This window comes from Aeoliella straminimaris (assembly GCF_024054565.1).
GTDB lineage: Bacteria > Planctomycetota > Planctomycetia > Pirellulales > Lacipirellulaceae > Aeoliella > Aeoliella straminimaris.
Genome location: NZ_JAMXLR010000077.1, coordinates 284,626 through 302,552, shown reverse-complemented (window position 1 = coordinate 302,552; position 17,927 = coordinate 284,626). Strand labels below are relative to the sequence as shown.

The following is a 17,927-nucleotide window of genomic DNA, read 5'->3' as shown; positions in this document are numbered from 1 at the left end:
CCCTATGGAACGCGGTTGGGTGCCTTGCCGGGCTCGTAGTTTTCCATGCAGAGCCTAGCGCGTTCGACGAAGCCGCTGAGGTCCTGGGCCACGAAGTACTCCACGCTCCAGGGCCGCTCGGTCATTAGATGACCATTGGCCGCGGGAATGATATAGGCCTGGGCCTGCACCTGGCGTCCATCTTCCAATCGAACGGCCAAGGTACCACGCACGTACTCTGGTCCCTCGAAATAGTCGAGCCGGCGAAGCGACTCTTCGTCCACGTCCAAGTAGACGAGTCCCTCCACCTCGCTCGCGGGGTCCACCACGATGCCGGGATAGACTCGCTCCGTGAGATAGGCCCGCTTGAAGCCTGGCGCCACAGCCGTGGTGCCGTGGAACAACTGGCCCGTCACGGCGCTGATCATCTCCGGCGCGATTAAGGTGCCATAAACAAATACGTGTGACATGGGCAGCGGTCTCGCGCGTGGGATGTCAGCCTGAAAGTTAGCCGGTACGCTCGCCTGTTCGTCCGGTGGCCACGTCGAACTCGGCTACCGCGGGGACCAGCATCGCGGCGGTGGCGAAGCCATAGGCGACCACCGTGACGAAGAAGACCGACCCGTACTGTTGTTCGAGAAAGCTGGTGATGACATAGAATGTGGCGAAGGGGGCGAGTCCGCATGCCAGCCTCAAGGCCTTGGAGTCGAGCCTCCAGCCGAGCGCCACGTACATTGCCAATCCGCCGCCGAGGATGAACCCCGCGAAGGTTGGCAACTGAGTCAGGAAATTGTCCCCCGCGGCGACCATCATCCGCATGCAGACCAGGATGCCGATGAACAAATAGAGCAACGTGCCGACGCTCACGCCGGCGGCCTGCCGCGAGTTGAGGTAAGTCATACCGCAATGCAACCCCAACACGGCTGCGAACAGTTGCATCACCAGGTAGCCAATGATCAGGAACACCAGATTTTCGAGATTGGAATACCCCAGCCACCAGACGTAACCACACAGCACCAGCGGCAGGATGAGCATCTCCTTGCTGTTGTAGATGACGCCTCCCAACTTGCCAAAGATGATCTCCTTGGGCGTCAGATCGGTCACCAACAGCAGATCGAGCGCGCGGCTGTCGCGTTCGCTGGTCAGCGATGTCACTGCCAGGGCGTTAACCAGCACCACGCTCAACGCCATGAGCGGCGCAAGCGGCTTGGCGGCCGCAGGAATGGTGAGCCCCAGTTCGACCGGTCCGGTGTCGCCGGTCAACAACGTGTGTAGCGCCAAGGCCGACAGGGCCACGACCACCAGGTACCCCAGGCGGATGATCAGGATCTTCTTGCCGTACGCCCCCGTACGGATCTCGCGCCACAGGATGGGATTGTCCCAGACCTCGCGCACTCGGCCTGGCGCACGGTGGGCCTCGGCCCGCGCGGCGGTGTTCGCCGCGTCGTCGGCTTGTGGTTGGCTCCAAATGGCGCGGGCTTCGTCCTCCTCACGCTCCTGAGTGCGAGTTTCGCGCGACGGATTCCACACTCGCACCAACCCGATGGCCAGCCCGTTCAGCACCACGATGCCAATCGCCGAAGTAACCAGGAATGCCCTCACCGGTGGCAACCCGAACAGGGTGGGCGTACCCGGCATCGTGGCGAACAAGTCCGATTGGGCTGCGGCCAGGACGGCCCGCCAGGGACTCATGGCGGTGGCCAGCGCTTCGGCGTTGACGCCCAAGACGGTCTCGCCCAACGCGCCGGTGGCTACGCCCTCCCAGGCCAGCAGCCACAGCATCAGCGCCAGGAAGGTCATGGCCAGTGCCTGAAACGTCTTGTCACGCCACAGGGCCAGGGTCGACCCCAGGCTACCGGCGGCCAGGGCGCTCATCACGGTGACGGCCGTCACGCGAGCCACCTGTCCGTAGGAGATGCCTCCCAGGAGCACCAGCAGGAAGAAGAATGGTACCGCGGCGGCCACCACCACCAGCACCACCAGCAGGCTGGCCAACAACCGGCCGAGGACCAACTCGCTATTGGTAAGCCGCGAAAGCAGCAGCAGAATCAGGGTCTTGCGGTCCTTCTCCTGCGCCACCGCGGCGGACGTGAGCACCGCGGCCATCAGCATCGCGACGGCCATCTCCAGCGGGGCCAGCAGGGCGAATACCTCCGACCCAAACCGGGCCGACATGCCAGCGGTCTGCGAGGGTTGGCTGCCGGTGACAATCTGCCAATAGGTCCACAGCAGGCAGAGCAGCGTGCCAACCGCCACGGCAGGTACCGCGTAGAATCGCGCACCACGCGGTGCGGTCATCGCCTCGCGTGTGAATACCGGCCCGATGAACAAAGGTGCCTCGCTGAGCATCGCGGGAGGGGGAAAACTGAAAAACCGCCGCGCCAATCGAGGGTGTCGGGTCGGCACGACTTAAAATATAGGCTCGCACGGGCGGAGGGTCGAGCGGCCGCGCGAACCTATAGCCGGTACAATCCGTACAACTTTATCTAGTGCTAACGAAACCCCCTGCGATCTTCCCTTGCCGGGTGCGTAGTTGGGGACTTTTGCATAGAATCTAAGCAGGGCGGCGTTTACCTCCGCACTCTTCGGCTTGCCGGCCCCAGCTTGTACCCGCACACCCCCGCATAGCAAATCAAAGGACCCACCTCCATGGCGACAACTACTGATCGCTACCATTTAACCCTTCACTTGGCTCCCCGCCTGGGCGTGGCCCTGTTGGCTGTCACCGCCATGCTGATTGGTGCCCGGGCGGCCACCGCACAGATCACCTCCGAAGCGCTGATTGGCGACGCGGTGAGCGATCCAGACGCCCAGCGTTATTCGGACATCCAAGAGGCGATCCGCCGCTACCAGAACAAAGATGTACTCGGCGCCCAGCAGTTCCTCGAAGCAGCCAAGCGGAAGGACGATCGCCTGCCGCCGGCCGACTTGATGCTGGCCAAGCTGTACTTCCTGAGCAATCAGAACGAGTCGGGTTTGCGAGCCCTGGAGATTACCGCCCGCGACGTGCCCGACGATCCCGAGCCCTACCTGCTGCTGGCCGACCAGGCCAACCGGCAAGGCCAGGCGGTCGAGGCACTCGCCCTGTACGACAAGGCCATCGCCCTGACCGACAAGTACGAGGCCAACGAGCTCCGCAAGCGGAAGTTCGTCATTCGCGGTCGGGCCGGCCGTTCCACCGTGCTGCAGCGGTGGCGCGATTGGGAAGCCGCGGAGAAGGATATCCGCGCATGGATCGAAGCCGATCCCGATGAGGCCAATGCTCACAATCGCCTGGGCGCGGTGCTGTTCATGCAGGGTCGCGAGCAAGATGGCTACGACTCCTTCACAAAGGCCAAGGGCATCAACGACGAACTGCCCTCGCCTTTCGTCTCGGCCGCTTCCATGTATCAGCAACTGGCCGCGAGTGCGGAAGACACGAAAACGGCCGACACCTATCGCTCCAAGGCGCAGAAGGCCTTCCAGGAAGCCTACAAGAAGAACCCCAACGACGAGACAACGCTGGTCGCCTACAGCGAGTGGCTCACCCGCAACGGCAAGTTGGATGAGGCGGCCTCCGTGCTGACCGCCGCCCGCAAGGCACAGCCCGATTCGCCTCAAGTCGCGCTGCTCAGTGGCGTGGTGGCGGAGATGACTGGCAAGATGGACGAAGCCAAGACTCACTACAACCGCACGTTGACCCTGGCCCCCGGTAATCGCGATGCCAGCAATCTGCTCGCCCTGCTGCTGATCGACAGCGAAGACAGCGACGATCAGGCCCGCGCCGAGCAGCTCGCCCGCATCAACCAGCAGCTCAACCAGAACAACGCCGACGCGAACATCACCCTGGCCTGGGTGCTTCGCAAACGCGGAAACGGTACCGAAGCCAACCGGGCTTACCAGAACGGTCTGCGGCTGGGCGCCCTGAACCAGGATTCGTCGCTGATCGTGGCCAAGTTGCTGGCCGAGCAGAATCGCGACGATGTGGCCCGCAACATCCTCGAAGGCGCTCTGAAGAACCAACAGGGTATCTTCGTGCATCGCAACGAAGCCGAAGCGCTGCTCGCCGGGCTGAAGAAGTAGCCGCCGCTGGCGCAATAAAAAAAGGTCATGGCAGGTCGATCCGTCGTCCTGCCATGACCTCTATCCTGAAGCAAAACACAGCTGTGTTTCGCCCTCCCGTATCATCCTAGTGAAGATATCGGAACGGCGCGTGGCACCTCTTTAATCGAATCGGCCGATTGTTCTGACTGTCGGTTCTAAACGCAATACAGCGGCTGGTTCTAATCTCGCCGCAGGAAATCTCCCTGGAAATGCTAGCGGCACGCCCCCACCCCACCCACTGCGGAGGGGGAAGTGGGTGCCGGCCGCATGCGTCCCGCCGTCTCTCGGTTTCCGCGAACTCAACTTGCCGACTCGGCGATCAGGTCGGCCGGCTCGGTCGGCGCGAGCGCTTCCTCGGTGGCCAGCGACTTGTCGTCTGGCTTGTCCGCCTCGGGCAGCAGGTGATATCCCACCAGCACCGTAAAGGCCACCGCCAGGGCGATGTACCACACCTGATCGGGATCGACCTGATAGACGGCCGCCCCGATCATCGGGCCGAACACAAACGCCAGCGCGATGCTCATCACCCACCAGCCCATGTAGCGACCTTCGCCACCCTCGGGCGCGCGATTCGCCACGTACCCGGCGGCGAGCGGCATCGATAGCATCTCGCCCACGGTCATCACCAGGATCGCCAACACGGCAAATGCATACGAGTGTCCGAACGGCAGCAGCCCGAACCCCAGGCAACTGAGGAAGCATCCCCAGCCCACGGTCCGCAGCAGCGGCCAACGCTTCACGTAGTCGATCAGCACCATCTCCACCGCTACGATCACCAGCGTGTTCACGGCGAACAGCGATCCGATCTGCCATTCCTTCAGGGCATAGTGGTCTTTCAAGTACAACGTGTAAGTCGAGATGAACTGAAAGAACACCAGCGTCGATAGCATAAACAACCCCATAAACAGCATGAACGGCCTGTCGCTCATGGGACTGTTGTTCACCGCCAAGCTGGCCCCTGATGATTCTCCCGGCAAACGGCGCAGCCGAAAGTAGTACAGCAGGATGCATGCCGCGGCGAAGGTGGTTCCTCCGTCGACGTAGAACAACAGCCGGAAGTCAAACTCCGCCAGCACACCACCGATCGCACCACCACAGGCGAATCCCAGGTTGGCCGCCAGGCGCTGCAGGGCGAATCCCCGCGCACGATCCTCGGGCGGAGTGACCTTGGTGATCACCGCGGCGTTCGCCGGCCGCACTGCTTCGGTCGCCAGACTCAACAGGAAGATATTCAGCGTAATCGCCCACGAGTTGTGCCACACCGGCAGCAGAAAGTACCCCGGCACCGCGGCCAGCAGGCACAACGTCTGCACGCGAATCGCGCCCACTCGATCGACCAGCCGCCCCCCGAAGTAGGAGCCCACGATCGACCCCGCGCCAAACACGCTGATCATTCGCCCGGCCGACGCCTCGGTCATGCCGACCTCGCTGGTCAGATAGAGCGTCAGGTACGCCAGCACCATCGCCCCGGCACGATTCACCAACATCATCAGCGCCATTACCCACAGTTCGAAGGGCAACCCTTCGAACGCGGCACGGTAACGGCGGTAAACGATGTGAAGCATGGGGAGGGGTGGCAGGGGCTGGGGGCTAGGGCCGTTTTGAAATCAATAATCACAACCGCTTCGACATGGCTTGCCGCGTCAGGGTTCGCCTGACGAGTCCAAAGAGTTTTGCCACATTTCTCTGGTCGACGACAGGTTGGCCCAAAACCGCTTTTTGGGCCAGCTCTGGGGATGAACATCCGTGGGCCCAAAACTCCAGGTGTTTTGGGCCCCTCTCGAATGGCGAAGGGGCTTGTTTTTTCGAGGTTTCCATTAGGGGGAGGGGACAAAACACGGGGCATTGTCCCCATGGGTTAACCGCAGTGGGGACAAAACACAGTAAGGGGTCAGCATTCCGTGGACGGGGAATTACAGGCAGCACGCCGAAAGCATCCGCGCATACCCAGCAGATTGTCTCACAGCGGGTGTAAAATTCCTACCACGTGAGAAACGATTAACCGAGAATTGGATGTAGCTACCGTCGCCAGACGGTGGAGGACTAATCCCGAGAATATTTTTGCAATAGCGATAACACCTCACCATAGTGGGGCCATCCACGCTCTGGCCAGCGCAGCCAATTCCCACTTCGATTGCCGGGGACCACAATGCCGTCGGATGAAAAGCGTCACTTGCCACGGCTGGAACAGAGCGCCTATCGTGGCCCGTCGTATGTCCACTGGACTATGACGATTCGAGACCGCCGAACCGGTTGGCTCATTCCAGCCTTTAACTACAAGTTTCGTGAACTCTTGACTCACACGGCCTTTCGATACGCTATTGCGTGTCCTATCTATTGCCTGATGCCGGATCACTTGCACATGATTTGGATCGGCATTGACGATCGCAGCGACCAGTTGAAAGCTACTAGGTACTTCCGTAAGCAACTCGCCGTACCACTTTCCAAGTTAGGGTTCGAGTTTCAACATCAGCCGCACGACCATGTGCTTCAAGATGACGAACGGCAAGAAACAGCGTTTGAGAATCTCGTCGATTACATCGCAAGAAACCCCGAACGAAGAGGCCTGGTACCTGCAGACAGGTACCGCGATTACAAATACACAGGCTGTCTGATACCGGGCTATCCAGAACTGGACCTATGGCAATTGGATTTTTGGCCGCGGTTCTGGCGAACCTGCTCCTTTCTTCGCAAAGCTGGGCTATTTCGCCCCTGCGACGAAGAAATTCATTGATTCCCGCGATCGATCCACGCTCTGGCGAGCGTAGCTACAACTCTTCTCCATGCTCTGGCGGGCGTAGCTACCTCTTACCTCACCGACAGTGCCGACGATCCTTCCATCTGCTGCCATATCTCGCGCAGTACCTCCTGGTCCTTCGTCGTGACGCGCCCGCCGCCGTAGGCGACGCGGCCGTATAAGTGGCAGAGGTTGCGCATCGGTTGGTACATCTCGCTGGTGTCGTCGCTCACCGCTTCGACGAACTCCAGCGGTGTCTGGTCGGTGCGGCGGGGACGACCTCGATCGGCCGACCATGCTTCCAGGGCGTCGAACGTGTACCGCACCAACTCGGCGGCCGGCACCTTTTGATAGGCGCCCGTCATGAAGGGGTTCTGGAAATCACGAAAACGCCTGCGGGGCTGAAGCGGCGACGAAGCTTCTGATTCGGACGGCGGCGTGTCGGCCACCTCGCGCCCCATCAGTCGGGCGAGCAGCGCCTTGAGGTCGCGCCAGATGTCGCGGGCGGCTGCCAGCAGCTCGTGGCGATACTTCCACAGCAGGTACACGAATACCAGAGCTAGCACCAGGTAGAACAGCCACTTGATCAACCCGGTGATGCCGCCCACCACGCTCTGCAAGGCCTGCACCACGTTGGTTTTCGAACCGCCCGAGTGCTCTGGTGGCTGCACGCTCTGCTGCTCGTTAGGCTCGCCCGACTGCGATTGGGCATCGTTGCCGGTGCCCTCTTCACGCTCGGCCGATGTCGAATCGCTGCTGTTGCGCTCTCCACCTTGCTGGGCCGATTCGCGATCGCTCGCAGAACTACCCACCTCGTCGCCCGATTGATTTTGCTGCTCGCCCTGCGACGCGTCGGCGGAAGAATCTCCACCGGTGTCCGAGGACTGTTGGTTGGAGCCCGACGATTGGCTTTGTTCGCCTTGTGCGCCCGAATCACTCGTCTGCTTACCGTCCTTGGAGGCTTCGCCCGGTGGTCGATTCTCGGCGTCGGGACTCGTCTGGTTGCCAGTGGGTGCGTCCTCGTCCTCTTTGGTAACCGCCTGAGAAGACTGCTGGTTGTCCTCGGCCCCGTCGCTACCTCGCCCGTAACGCGACGACGACAGTCCATCGGGCGAACTCGCTTGCCACGGCGGTTGGGCCACGGCAAACTCGGCGTTGGGGCGGGGCAGCAACATGGCGATCACCAGCACAATGGCCGTCAGCACGCCCCCCACACCTACCCAGGTGGCGGCCATCGGGTTGGGCATGTCGACACCCCGCTGACGCAAGTACCGGCGAAAACCCAGGAAGCTGGTGGTCACCAGCAGCAGCAGTCCGGAGGCCACGTAAACAAACAGCAGCAGGAACGCGTACCGCCGGCCGGCCGTATCGGACGAGGGGATGAACCCCTGCCCGATGCCAAAGATGGGCAGCGCGGCCAACGAGAAGTACAACACCCACAGTCCCGGCGCGTGCGGCCCTGTCTCCATGGAGAACAACTGCTGCCAGAAGCTGGGTGGCTCGCCATCGGGCAGCAACTGGTTGGCTTGCCGAGCGCCGCCCTGCTGCGGGACTTCGGCATCGTCCACCCCCACCAACTGCATCAGCCCCTCGCCCGAGGCGTCCTGACTGTCGTCGATCACGGTGCAGTCCCACGTCAGCTTGTGGGCGCACCACCACACCACGGCGATCAGCACGATGTTGATCAGCGGGCTGAACACACTGGGGTGTTCGACAAACTTTTGCAGTACCACAAACGTGGCCAAGGCGAGTGGTACGCTGTACATCGCAGCCCGTTCGGAGCCCATCTCGATGGAGATCCGCGCCACCAGCACCGTGGCGAACACGAACAACGCGAATACGTAGTTCAGCCTTGCCTGATACTCGCCGACGTACAGCACTTCGAGCAAGAAAAACACCAGGCTGCCGACCAGCAACATGATCAGCGCGGGACTGACCGCAATGGCCAGGTAATCGGCGCTCGTCATGAACAGTCGCTTCGCCATCAATGCACCATGCAGTTGTTACAGAGGTCGGGTATCGCGGCGCGATCCTTTAGCTGGCGGACCTCGATGCCTTCGGCAACCAGCGGGCCGGCAAGTTCCGCGAACCGATGCTCTTCGAACACGTTGACAATGGCCGTGACCGCAAAGCCGCGGTTCTGCAAATTGCTGAGGGCAATGGCATGCTGCGGGGTGACCATCGACAGCATCGCCACCACGGTGGCGCTTTGCGGCATGCGTGCCGCCGACTCCTGCACCAGTTGCGGAAACGTCAGGCCGTCGGTCTTTTCGACACGGGCCAGTGTTTCGAGAATGCGGATCAACTGCACGTCGCCACGCTCGGTCGGCACCACCACCGGGCGGAGCCGATCGCTGCGATCGCGCATGCCGGCCGCCTGGGCTTCGCGGCGCGAGTGCAATTGCTGGTGGGTCCAACCCTCGGTACGAATCCGATCGGCGGCGTCGCGGCCATTGGTAAACAGTCCGATCTGCTGCCCCATCTCGCACACGGCTCCGGCAATCGAGGCGGCGGCCGTCACCGCCAGCTCCGACCGCACTGGTTCGTCGGCCCGATCGTAACCGTCCTTATGAAAGTCGAGCAACATTGTCACGCCAGCCACGGTCGATGGTTCGTACACCTTGCTGTGCAGCGTGCCGGTGCTGGCGGTGGCTTTCCAGTGGATACGATTGAACGGGTCGCCAGCCTGATACTCGCGAACACCACGAATGCGGGTGGGGTCCTCGAACAACTGGTACGACATCAGCACCTCGCCGATCGGCCGCCGCGAGGCGATGTCGAATCCCGTGAGCGGCACCACTTCGGGCAGCACGGTCAGAAAGCTCGGCTCGCTGAGCACGCGATATCGGCGATACAGGCCGAACACGTCGCCCGTCTCGGCAATCAGCGGGCCGATCTGGTAGTAGCCCCGCCGATGGCACTTCATCTGGTACATGATGGTTTTCTTGCCCTGGCTGCGAAACGAGACGAGCTGCAAGCGCTGGCCCGTCACTTCGAGGGGCGGGGGCACGTGTATCAGAGCCCGGCGGGGCAGCAAGTCCTCCAGCAGCATCCAGGGCACCGGCAGCTTGCCACGGTTGTCGACCTGCACCACCACGGCCACCTTCGCCCCGACGCCCACCTGGGTGGCATTCATCTGGCGTTGGGCCTGCAGGTCGCCCGACCAGCGGTTGGCGAAGAAGCGGCTCAACGCGATTGTCGCCAGCAGCGCGTACATGCTGTACGCCAATAGCCCCAGCCGAAACGTGACGGCCACCAGCAAAAGAATGAGTGCTCCCACGATCCAACGCATGGAACCTTACCCCCCGGTGCCACTGGCTGCGACCCGCTGCCGCGGCGGTTGGATCATTGGCACCTCGGTTTCGTCGAGGATGTCGACCAGGATCTCGTCGATCTTTACGTTCTGCAAACGGCTCTCGGGTTTCAGGATCAACCGATGCGTCAGCACCGACGGCAAAATGTGCTTGACGTCGTCGGGCTCGACGTAGTTGCGACCGCGGACCGCGGCAATGGCCTGCGACGTGCGATACAAAGCGATCGACGCCCGCGGGCTGCCGCCGAGCGCCAGGTCGTGGTGCTCGCGCGTGGCGTGCACAATGTCGGTAATGTACTTGCGAATCTTCTCGTCCACGTGCACGGTGCGAATCGCCCGCTGGCAGGCGACAAGCTGGTCGGCCGTGGCCACCGGCTTGAGCGACGAAAGCGGATGCTGACGCTTGAGCATATCGAGCATCTGCGATTCTTCCTCCCGCGTCGGGTAGCCGAGCGAAAGCTTGATCAGGAAGCGATCGAGCTGGGCTTCGGGCAATGGAAACGTGCCCTCGTGGTCGACCGGGTTCTGCGTGGCGATCAGCAGGAAGGGAGGCGTCAGCGTGTGCGTGGTGCCATCGATGGTAACGGACGACTCGGCCATCGCCTCGAGCAGCGCTGCTTGCGTACGCGGCGTGGCGCGGTTGATTTCGTCCGCCAGCACCAGTTGCGCGAAGATCGGCCCCGGGCGGAATTGAAACTCGCTGCTCTTCTGATTGAACACCGATCCACCGGTCACGTCGGTGGGCAACAGGTCGGGCGTGCATTGCAGGCGTTTGAAGGTGCAGCCCATGCTGGCGGCAAACGCCCGTGCGAGCACCGTCTTGGCCACGCCCGGTACGTCTTCCAGCAGCACGTGGCCCTCGCAGTACCAGGCGACCAGCACCTTGATGATCTGCTGCCGCTTGCCGACGACCACTTGCTCGACGTTGGCAATAATCCGCCGGCTGATCGCCCCGATATCGACTGTCGCACCCGTTTTTTCACTCACGTTGCTCTGCTCCCGTGGCTGTATGGTCTCCCCATAGCATAACGATTCGGCAGTTCGGGAGAAAACAATTCCCCAGCGATGGCCAGGTGCCTGGACGTTTGGATCAATGGAACTCCCGCGAGGCTGGCTGCTTGCCGCGCTGCTGTGCCCCCGCTGCTCGGCCCAGTATACTCCTGGCGTACCACCCCGATCGCTCGAACCAGCAGGCGACGCCTTCGCCCACACCCATGGCCTACCTCGAACCGATTGCCGTTGTGCTAGGCGTGTTTTGCGTGTGGCTCACCATCCGGCAGAATATCTGGTGCTGGCCGACGGGGTTGGTGCAGGTGGTGCTTTACATTTACATTTTTGCGGCGGCCAAGCTCTATTCCGACGTCATCCTGCAGGTGGTGTACGTGGTGCTGCAAATCTATGGCTGGTGGCATTGGCTGGCCGGCGGGGAGCGGGAGAATCAGTTGCCCGTTACCCGGATCTCGCACCGGGCGAACCTGCTGTATTTGCTGGTGGTTGCGATGGGCACGGCGGCATGGGGTTGGGTGATGCACCACTACACCGACGCCTCACTGCCCTACCCCGACGCCTTTACCACAGTGACCAGTCTGGTGGCCCAGTGGCTGCTGGCCCAGAAGCGGTTAGAATCGTGGTGGTACTGGATTGCCGTGGATGTGGTGGCCATTGGCGTATACCTGCAGAAAGACCTACAGCTCACCGCCGGGCTGTACGCCGTGTTCTTGTGCATGGCAACGGCCGGTTTCTTCGCGTGGCGGGCCAGTTGGCGGAAAGATCGTGCCCATGAGCAAACGCATGACGACGGGACTCACACTGGGTAAGTTCGCACCGCTGCACCGCGGGCATCAATCCGTGATCGAGCGGGCGCTCGCCGAATGCGACTCGCTCGTGGTGCTGATCTACGATGCGCCGGAGTTCACTTCCGTGCCCTTAGGTGTGCGAGCCGATTGGATCCGCCACCTGTATCCCGATGTCGAAGTGATCGAATGCTGGGACGGTCCAATGCAGGTGGGCGACACACCCGAGATTCGCGCGATGCATGAGCAGTACATCCTCCGTACCCTGGCGGGCCGACCGATCACGCACTTCTACTCCAGCGAGTTCTATGGCGACCACGTAAGTCGCGCGCTCGGCGCCCAGGACTGTCGCGTGGACGAAGCGCGGCAGCAAGTGTCGATCTCGGCCACACAGATTCGCGACGAGCCTTACCGCTTTCGTCAGTTCGTCGATCCATGGGTGTATCGCGACCTGGTCACGTGGGTAGTGCTGGTTGGCGCTCCCTCGACCGGCAAGACCACATTGTGCGAGGCGCTCGCCCAGCGGTACGACACGGTGTGGATGCCCGAGTACGGCCGCGAGTACTGGGACACCCACCAGCACGAGCGGCGATTGACGCCTGAGCAGCTGGTGGAAATAGCGGAGGGGCATCGCCACCGCGAGGAACAGCTGGTAGGCCAGGCACGCGAGTATTTCTTCGTGGATACCGACGCCTCGACGACGGCCGTGTTCGCGGGTTACTACCATGGGCAGCCGGCCGCGGCGCTTCGCGAACTGGCCGACCAGACCCCACAGCGGTACGACCTGTGCCTGCTGTGCGACGACGACATCCCCTACGACGACACGGCCGATCGCTCGGTTGAGGCAAATCGCGGCACCATGCAGCGGCGTGTGCTGGGCGAACTGCGTCGACTGCGGCGGCCGTACGTCACGCTGCGGGGCTCGCTCCAGGAGCGTATCGAGCAGGTAGAGCAGGTTTTGGCCCGCTTCGACAAGTGGCATATGGCGATCCAGTAGGTGGCGTTTTCTAGGCATTCGGCCGGGTAGATGGCCTCCGCGGTTCGGTCAACCGAGTTTTCTCGCCTGTTCTGGGGCAAAAACAGCCACTCTCGGGGGGTTTTTGTTCCACTCTCGCGCACCTGGGCGTATTGCAGGTAGCGGGCAATCTGGGCTGATGGGCCGCCCTATGTACCCCCCCTACACACTGGTGTGGGCGGTGCAACGAGGGCGGCGCTGGCCTCGCCCGCGTTGACTTGCCGTGAGCTTGTGTACGACGGCACCTATTCGAGCGAGAACAGGATCAGGCGAGCATGGCGGTTTTCGGTTCCGGGAATGAGGCACATTCATTCAACTTGCGTAGTCGCCGAGGCGGCCGCAGGCGAAAGCTGCGTATCGAGTCGCTCGAGAACCGCCATCTGCTGGCGGTGGTAATCAACGAGCTGCACTACAACGCCGACGACAACACCAGCTTCGAAGAGTTCGTCGAGCTGCACAACACGGCCGCCACGGCGGTCGATATCTCGGGGTGGAGCTTCACCGATGGCATCGACTTCACCTTTGCCCAGGGCCAGACCATTCCCGCTGGCGGCTACTTGGTCGTGGCCCAGGATCCCGACACGCTGCTCTCGCAGTTCGGCGCCGTGGCGGTGGGTACCTACTCTGGCGGGCTGAGTAACGGTGGCGAGCGGATCGCCCTATCCGACGAGCTGGGCAACCTGATAGACGAGGTGGAATACGGCACCGAGCTCCCCTGGCCCATCGCGCCCGATGGCGAGGGTGTGTCGATGGAGCTCATCAACCCACAACTCGATAACAACCTGGGCAGCAACTGGCGTCCCGCTTACACGGCGCCATTGTTTGGCGAGGGATCGGAGGATCCACCCGCAACCAGTGGATCGCTGAACGACCTGCTGCACCGCTGGAGCTTCTCGGGCGACCTGGTCGACAGCGTTGGCGGGGCCAGTGGCGTGCTGGTCGATCCCACGGGTCTGGCCGACTTCCACAGTGGCCAACTCGATGTCAGCGCCAACAGTGGGCAATCCTCCGATCAAGGTCCCGTGTTTCAGTCGGGCGCCTACGTCGATCTGCCCAATGGCATTATCTCGGACTTGGGCGAGAGCGCCACGTTCGAATGGTGGGGCACCGTGACTCGCAACCGCGAGTGGGCCGAAATCTTTTCCTTCGGCCGTAGCCAGGGCGGCGAAGATCAATCGACGGGCGCGAACAACCAGAGCTACATTACGCTCATTCCGCGGTCCGGCGCCGACACGGTTCGCCTGACGCATCGCCAAGGAAGCAGCGGCAACGAAAGCTGGGTCGACTGGACCGAAGACGCCGACACCCACGTCGAGCTGCACTTCGCCGTTACCTGGGACGGGGCTAACAACACGCAAACGCTCTACGTGAACGGTCAATCGGCCGGCAGCAGCCTCACGCTGATCGACCTGGACGACCTCGACGACGTGAACAACTGGCTGGGCCGCTCGCAATTTGGCGACGCCCTGTTCGATGGCCGCCACAACGAGTTCCGGATCTACAGCCGGGCACTCACCAGCGGCGAAGTCGCCAGCAGCTACACGGCGGGCGCCGACGCCGTGATTGCGGGCCCCACCATCGGTTCGTTTGTGGCCGATGCTTCGGACGTAGTGCCCGGACAGTCGGTCACCTTGGCCTGGAACGTCCAGGAGGCCGATACACTCGTCATCACTCCCGACGTGGGCAACGTCCTGGGCCAGTCGCAGGTGATGGTTGCCCCCACCACTTCGACCACCTACACGATCACCGCCACCAACGAACAAGGCACGGCCACCCGTTCGCTGTTCGTTTCCGTCAACGCCCCGCGCGCCACGCCGGGTGCACCGAACAACGTGCTGGCAGACAACGCCGCACCGGCCATCACCGATGTGCAGTCCAGTGGTGGCGAAACTTCTTCCTCGACGGGAGTCATCACCGCCGAGGTGAGCGATCCCGATGGCGTGGCCTCGGTCGACCTGCAGTATCAGATCGTGCTGCCCGGCGAGTACATCCCGGCCACGCTGCCCGTTCCGCACAACGAGTTGCTCGCGAATCCCGAGCTGCTGCCTACGGCCAATCCGGAGTACTTCGATCTTGCCAACTGGGCCACCATCGCCATGGTGGACGATGGCACGGGTGCCGATCAGGTGGCTGGCGATGGAATCTATACGGCCGCCGTCCCCGCGCAAGCGCATCGCACCCTGGTGCGGTACCGCATCGAGGTGGCCGACACGCTGGGCGCCAGCAGCCTTGCCCCTTACGCCGACGACGCCTCGCTGAACTTTGCCTACTTCGTGTACGACGGCGTTCCAGAGTATCAGAACAACTCGGGCGACGTGCTGGCCAACGCGGACGACCTGGCATCGCTGCCGGTGTACCATCTGTTGACGCGGTCCGACGATCTTTCGGAAGCCGTGGCCTACGACGGCGGCGACCAGATCGCCCAAGGCACCGAAGCTCGCTTCACGTGGAACTGGGCCGGCACCATGGTCTACAACGGCCAGGTGTACGACAACATTCACTACCGATTGCGCGGCGCCAACGGTCGCTACTATGGCGATGGCAAGCGGAGCATGCGGTTCCGCTTTAACGATGGCAACTGGTTCGAGCCCACCGACCAACAAGGCAATCCCTATCCCGAAAAGTGGAAGACGCTTACCACAGGCAAGGGGTTCGACAACCACGAAACCCTGACCTACGCGCTCAACGAAGCGATGACCATGCAGCTCTACAACATGATGGGGCTGCCTGCCATCGAAACCCATTGGTTCCAGTTCCGGGTGATCGACAACGCCGCCGAAGCGCCCGACCAGTGGAATGGTGATTTCTGGGGCATCAACTTCGCGCTGGAGGATTACGACAAACGGTTCCTCGACGCTCACGGACTGGAAGAAGGTAACCTGTACAAGCTGATCAACCAGTCGCAGGACGCCCTCCGCCAGCAGGACTATCAAGCGCCCAACGCGGTAACCGATGGTTCGGACCACGACTACATCGAGTACGTCCTTTCGCGGTCCAGTACCGATATCGAGTACCGCGTGAACCTCGAGAAGTACTACATCTACCACGCCGTGTCCGAGGCGGTGCGCCATTACGACTATTGGCCGGATGCCAACAAGAACATGGCCTACTACTTCGAGCCGGACTACTTGGCCGAGAATGATTACCTCGGCAAGTTATGGATCCTGCCCTGGGATACCGACGCCACCTGGGGGCCCACCTGGAACCAAGGAGAAGACGTCGTCTACGACGCCTTGTTCGAAAACAACGACCCGCAGTATCGCTATGAACTGATTCTGCCGGAATTCTACAACACGCTACGAGAACTGCGCGACCTCATCTGGCAGCCCGATCAACTCGAGGGCATGATCACCGAATTGGCTTCGAACCTGCTTCCCCTGGAGGCCGCCGATCGAGCGAGATGGCAAGGTGCGCCCGACGAGGCCGGCAACTACGACGGACTCGGCGGCGCCGGCATCGTTTCGATCGACAACCTGGTCGAGGACATGCTGAACTTCGCCTTCGTCGGAGGCAACTGGCCCTCCGGCGGTACGGCCTCCAGTGGCACCGTGGGGCCCGGCGGCCGCGCTGCCTATCTCGACAGCCTGCTGGCCGCCACGGGCGAGGAGGGACGCATTCCGCAGACACCCACCCTCTCCTACGTGGGCGACCCCAACATCTGGGCCGGTGGGCTGCAGTTCCAGACGACTTCATTCGTCGACCCCCAGGGCGACAACTTTGCCGCCGTCCAGTGGCGCATCTCCGAGGTAACCGACGCCTCGGCCGGCTTGGATCCCGACACACTGTTCCTGGACGAATGGACCGCCAGTTGGGACTCCGGCGCGATAACCTCCTACAGCGAATCCATCGCCCCGCCCGCTTCGGCAGTGACCGCTGGCGCTACACACCGGGCACGGGTGAGATTCCAGGACGACACCGGTCGCTGGAGTCACTGGTCGGAGCCGGTGGAGTTTGCCGTCGGCGAGTCCGACTCGCTGCCCACGCTGGCTATCACCGAGCTGCACTACCATCCGTACAATCCTGGCCTGGTGGACGAGGACGACCAGGAGTTCATCGAGATCAAGAACACCGGCAGCGAACCGGTCGACCTGAGCGGTGTGCAGATCGCCGACTTTGCGTCCGAGGCGTACGTTTTCGCTAGCGGGCAGACGCTCGCCCCCGGCGACTACATCATTGTCGCGCGAGACGTGGCGACCTTCGAATCGGTTTACGGCACCGATCTCAACGTGGCGTTGGGAGGCTTTGGCGATCGCAACCTGAGCAACGGTGGCGAGAGAATCACGCTGCTGGACGCCAATGGCCTGCTGATCCAAAGCTTCGAGTACAGCGACGACGCCCCCTGGCCCACTTCGCCCGACGGCCAGGGCCAGTCGCTGGAGATCGTCGACCCGCTGGGCGATGCGAGCGATCCTGCAAACTGGCGGGCGAGCCTGTACTGGGGCGGATCACCCGGTAACGAAGGCTATCCCCTGCCGGGCGATTACGATGCCAACGGCCTGGTCGATCAGGCCGACTATCAGGTTTGGAAAGCGGCGTTTGGCTCGAGTGTCGCGACCGTGGGATTTGGCGCCGACGGCAACCGCGACGGCGAGATCTCGCTGGCCGACTTCATCGTGTGGCGAAACCACTTGGGCCTCACGGCCTTGCAGCCCTCGCAGCCACTGAGCACCCTGGCCGCCGAACACCAGGATGTCACTCCAAACCAGTCGCAAACAGCGACCGTGTCCACTGCGAGCAGCTATCCGTTCTCTGGAACCTCGCCGACGGCTGCGGGCAATTCGACGCAGGACGAATCGAGCCCCACGGCGCTCGAGCAGGCGATCGAGGAATTGTACGAGCCCGCCGAGGCCGAACTGCCACTATTGCCCGAGGCAGACGAACCGCAAGAAGTGCAGGTATTCATGGATAGCGCCGGCGCCACACGTTCAACCGACGACGAGGCCAGCCTGGCCGACGCCGCCCTGGGCATCGATTGGGGTCTCGAGTCGTAGCAGGTTTAGGCGATCG

11 protein-coding genes are annotated in these 17,927 nt (G+C 62.4%); 5 read left to right on the top strand and 6 right to left on the bottom strand.

From position 1 onward, the window contains the following. Positions 1–2: 2 nt before the first annotated feature. Positions 3–449: a gamma-glutamylcyclotransferase family protein gene (locus NG895_RS23525; RefSeq protein ID WP_252854991.1), complete on the bottom strand. Its 447-nt coding sequence runs from the start codon at positions 447–449 to the stop codon at positions 3–5. A gap of 37 nt (positions 450–486) precedes the next feature. After that, positions 487–2,328 carry an ABC transporter permease subunit gene (locus tag NG895_RS23520; RefSeq protein WP_252854990.1) on the bottom strand — a complete coding sequence of 614 codons (1,842 nt, stop codon included), beginning with the start codon at positions 2,326–2,328 and terminating at the stop codon, positions 487–489. 300 nt (positions 2,329–2,628) lie between these two features. Between NG895_RS23520 and NG895_RS23515 the strand changes: the two genes are divergently transcribed. Then, positions 2,629–4,041, top strand: coding sequence for a tetratricopeptide repeat protein (locus tag NG895_RS23515; RefSeq protein ID WP_252854989.1), 1,413 nt, complete (start codon positions 2,629–2,631; stop codon positions 4,039–4,041). 320 nt (positions 4,042–4,361) lie between these two features. Here NG895_RS23515 and NG895_RS23510 read toward each other — a convergent pair whose 3' ends face one another. Beyond that, entirely contained in the window at positions 4,362–5,627 is a 1,266-nt protein-coding gene (locus tag NG895_RS23510) for an MDR family MFS transporter (RefSeq protein ID WP_252854988.1), read from the bottom strand. A 584-nt stretch (positions 5,628–6,211) separates the two neighbouring features. On the opposite strand from NG895_RS23510, the gene NG895_RS23505 reads away from it, so the two are divergent. Then, positions 6,212–6,796, top strand: coding sequence for a hypothetical protein (locus NG895_RS23505; protein ID WP_252854987.1), 585 nt, complete (start codon positions 6,212–6,214; stop codon positions 6,794–6,796). A gap of 74 nt (positions 6,797–6,870) precedes the next feature. Here NG895_RS23505 and NG895_RS23500 read toward each other — a convergent pair whose 3' ends face one another. From NG895_RS23500 to NG895_RS23490, 3 genes are read right to left on the bottom strand one after another with little or no spacing between them, the layout of a single operon-like run. Beyond that, complete coding sequence (locus NG895_RS23500) at positions 6,871–8,784, bottom strand: DUF4129 domain-containing protein (RefSeq protein ID WP_252854986.1); 1,914 nt, start codon at positions 8,782–8,784, stop codon at positions 6,871–6,873. Then, complete coding sequence (locus NG895_RS23495) at positions 8,784–10,091, bottom strand: DUF58 domain-containing protein (RefSeq protein WP_252854985.1); 1,308 nt, start codon at positions 10,089–10,091, stop codon at positions 8,784–8,786. Before NG895_RS23495 ends, NG895_RS23500 begins: the two co-directional genes overlap by 1 nt. A gap of 6 nt (positions 10,092–10,097) precedes the next feature. Continuing rightward, a complete protein-coding gene (locus tag NG895_RS23490) occupies positions 10,098–11,099 on the bottom strand; it encodes an AAA family ATPase (RefSeq protein ID WP_252854984.1) in 1,002 nt (333 codons plus the stop codon). An 86-nt stretch (positions 11,100–11,185) separates the two neighbouring features. Between NG895_RS23490 and pnuC the strand changes: the two genes are divergently transcribed. From pnuC to NG895_RS23475, 3 genes are all read left to right on the top strand, one after another. Further along, on the top strand, positions 11,186–11,929 hold the full coding sequence (gene pnuC, locus NG895_RS23485) for a nicotinamide riboside transporter PnuC (RefSeq protein ID WP_252854983.1): 744 nt from the start codon (positions 11,186–11,188) through the stop codon (positions 11,927–11,929). Continuing rightward, the gene (locus NG895_RS23480; protein ID WP_252854982.1) at positions 11,892–12,902 is read left to right on the top strand and encodes an AAA family ATPase; all 1,011 of its coding nucleotides are present in this window, start codon (positions 11,892–11,894) and stop codon (positions 12,900–12,902) included. The genes pnuC and NG895_RS23480 overlap by 38 nt, the downstream gene beginning before the upstream one ends. 335 nt (positions 12,903–13,237) lie before the next feature. Continuing rightward, complete coding sequence (locus NG895_RS23475; RefSeq protein WP_252854981.1) at positions 13,238–17,911, top strand: lamin tail domain-containing protein; 4,674 nt, start codon at positions 13,238–13,240, stop codon at positions 17,909–17,911. Positions 17,912–17,927: the final 16 nt, after the last annotated feature.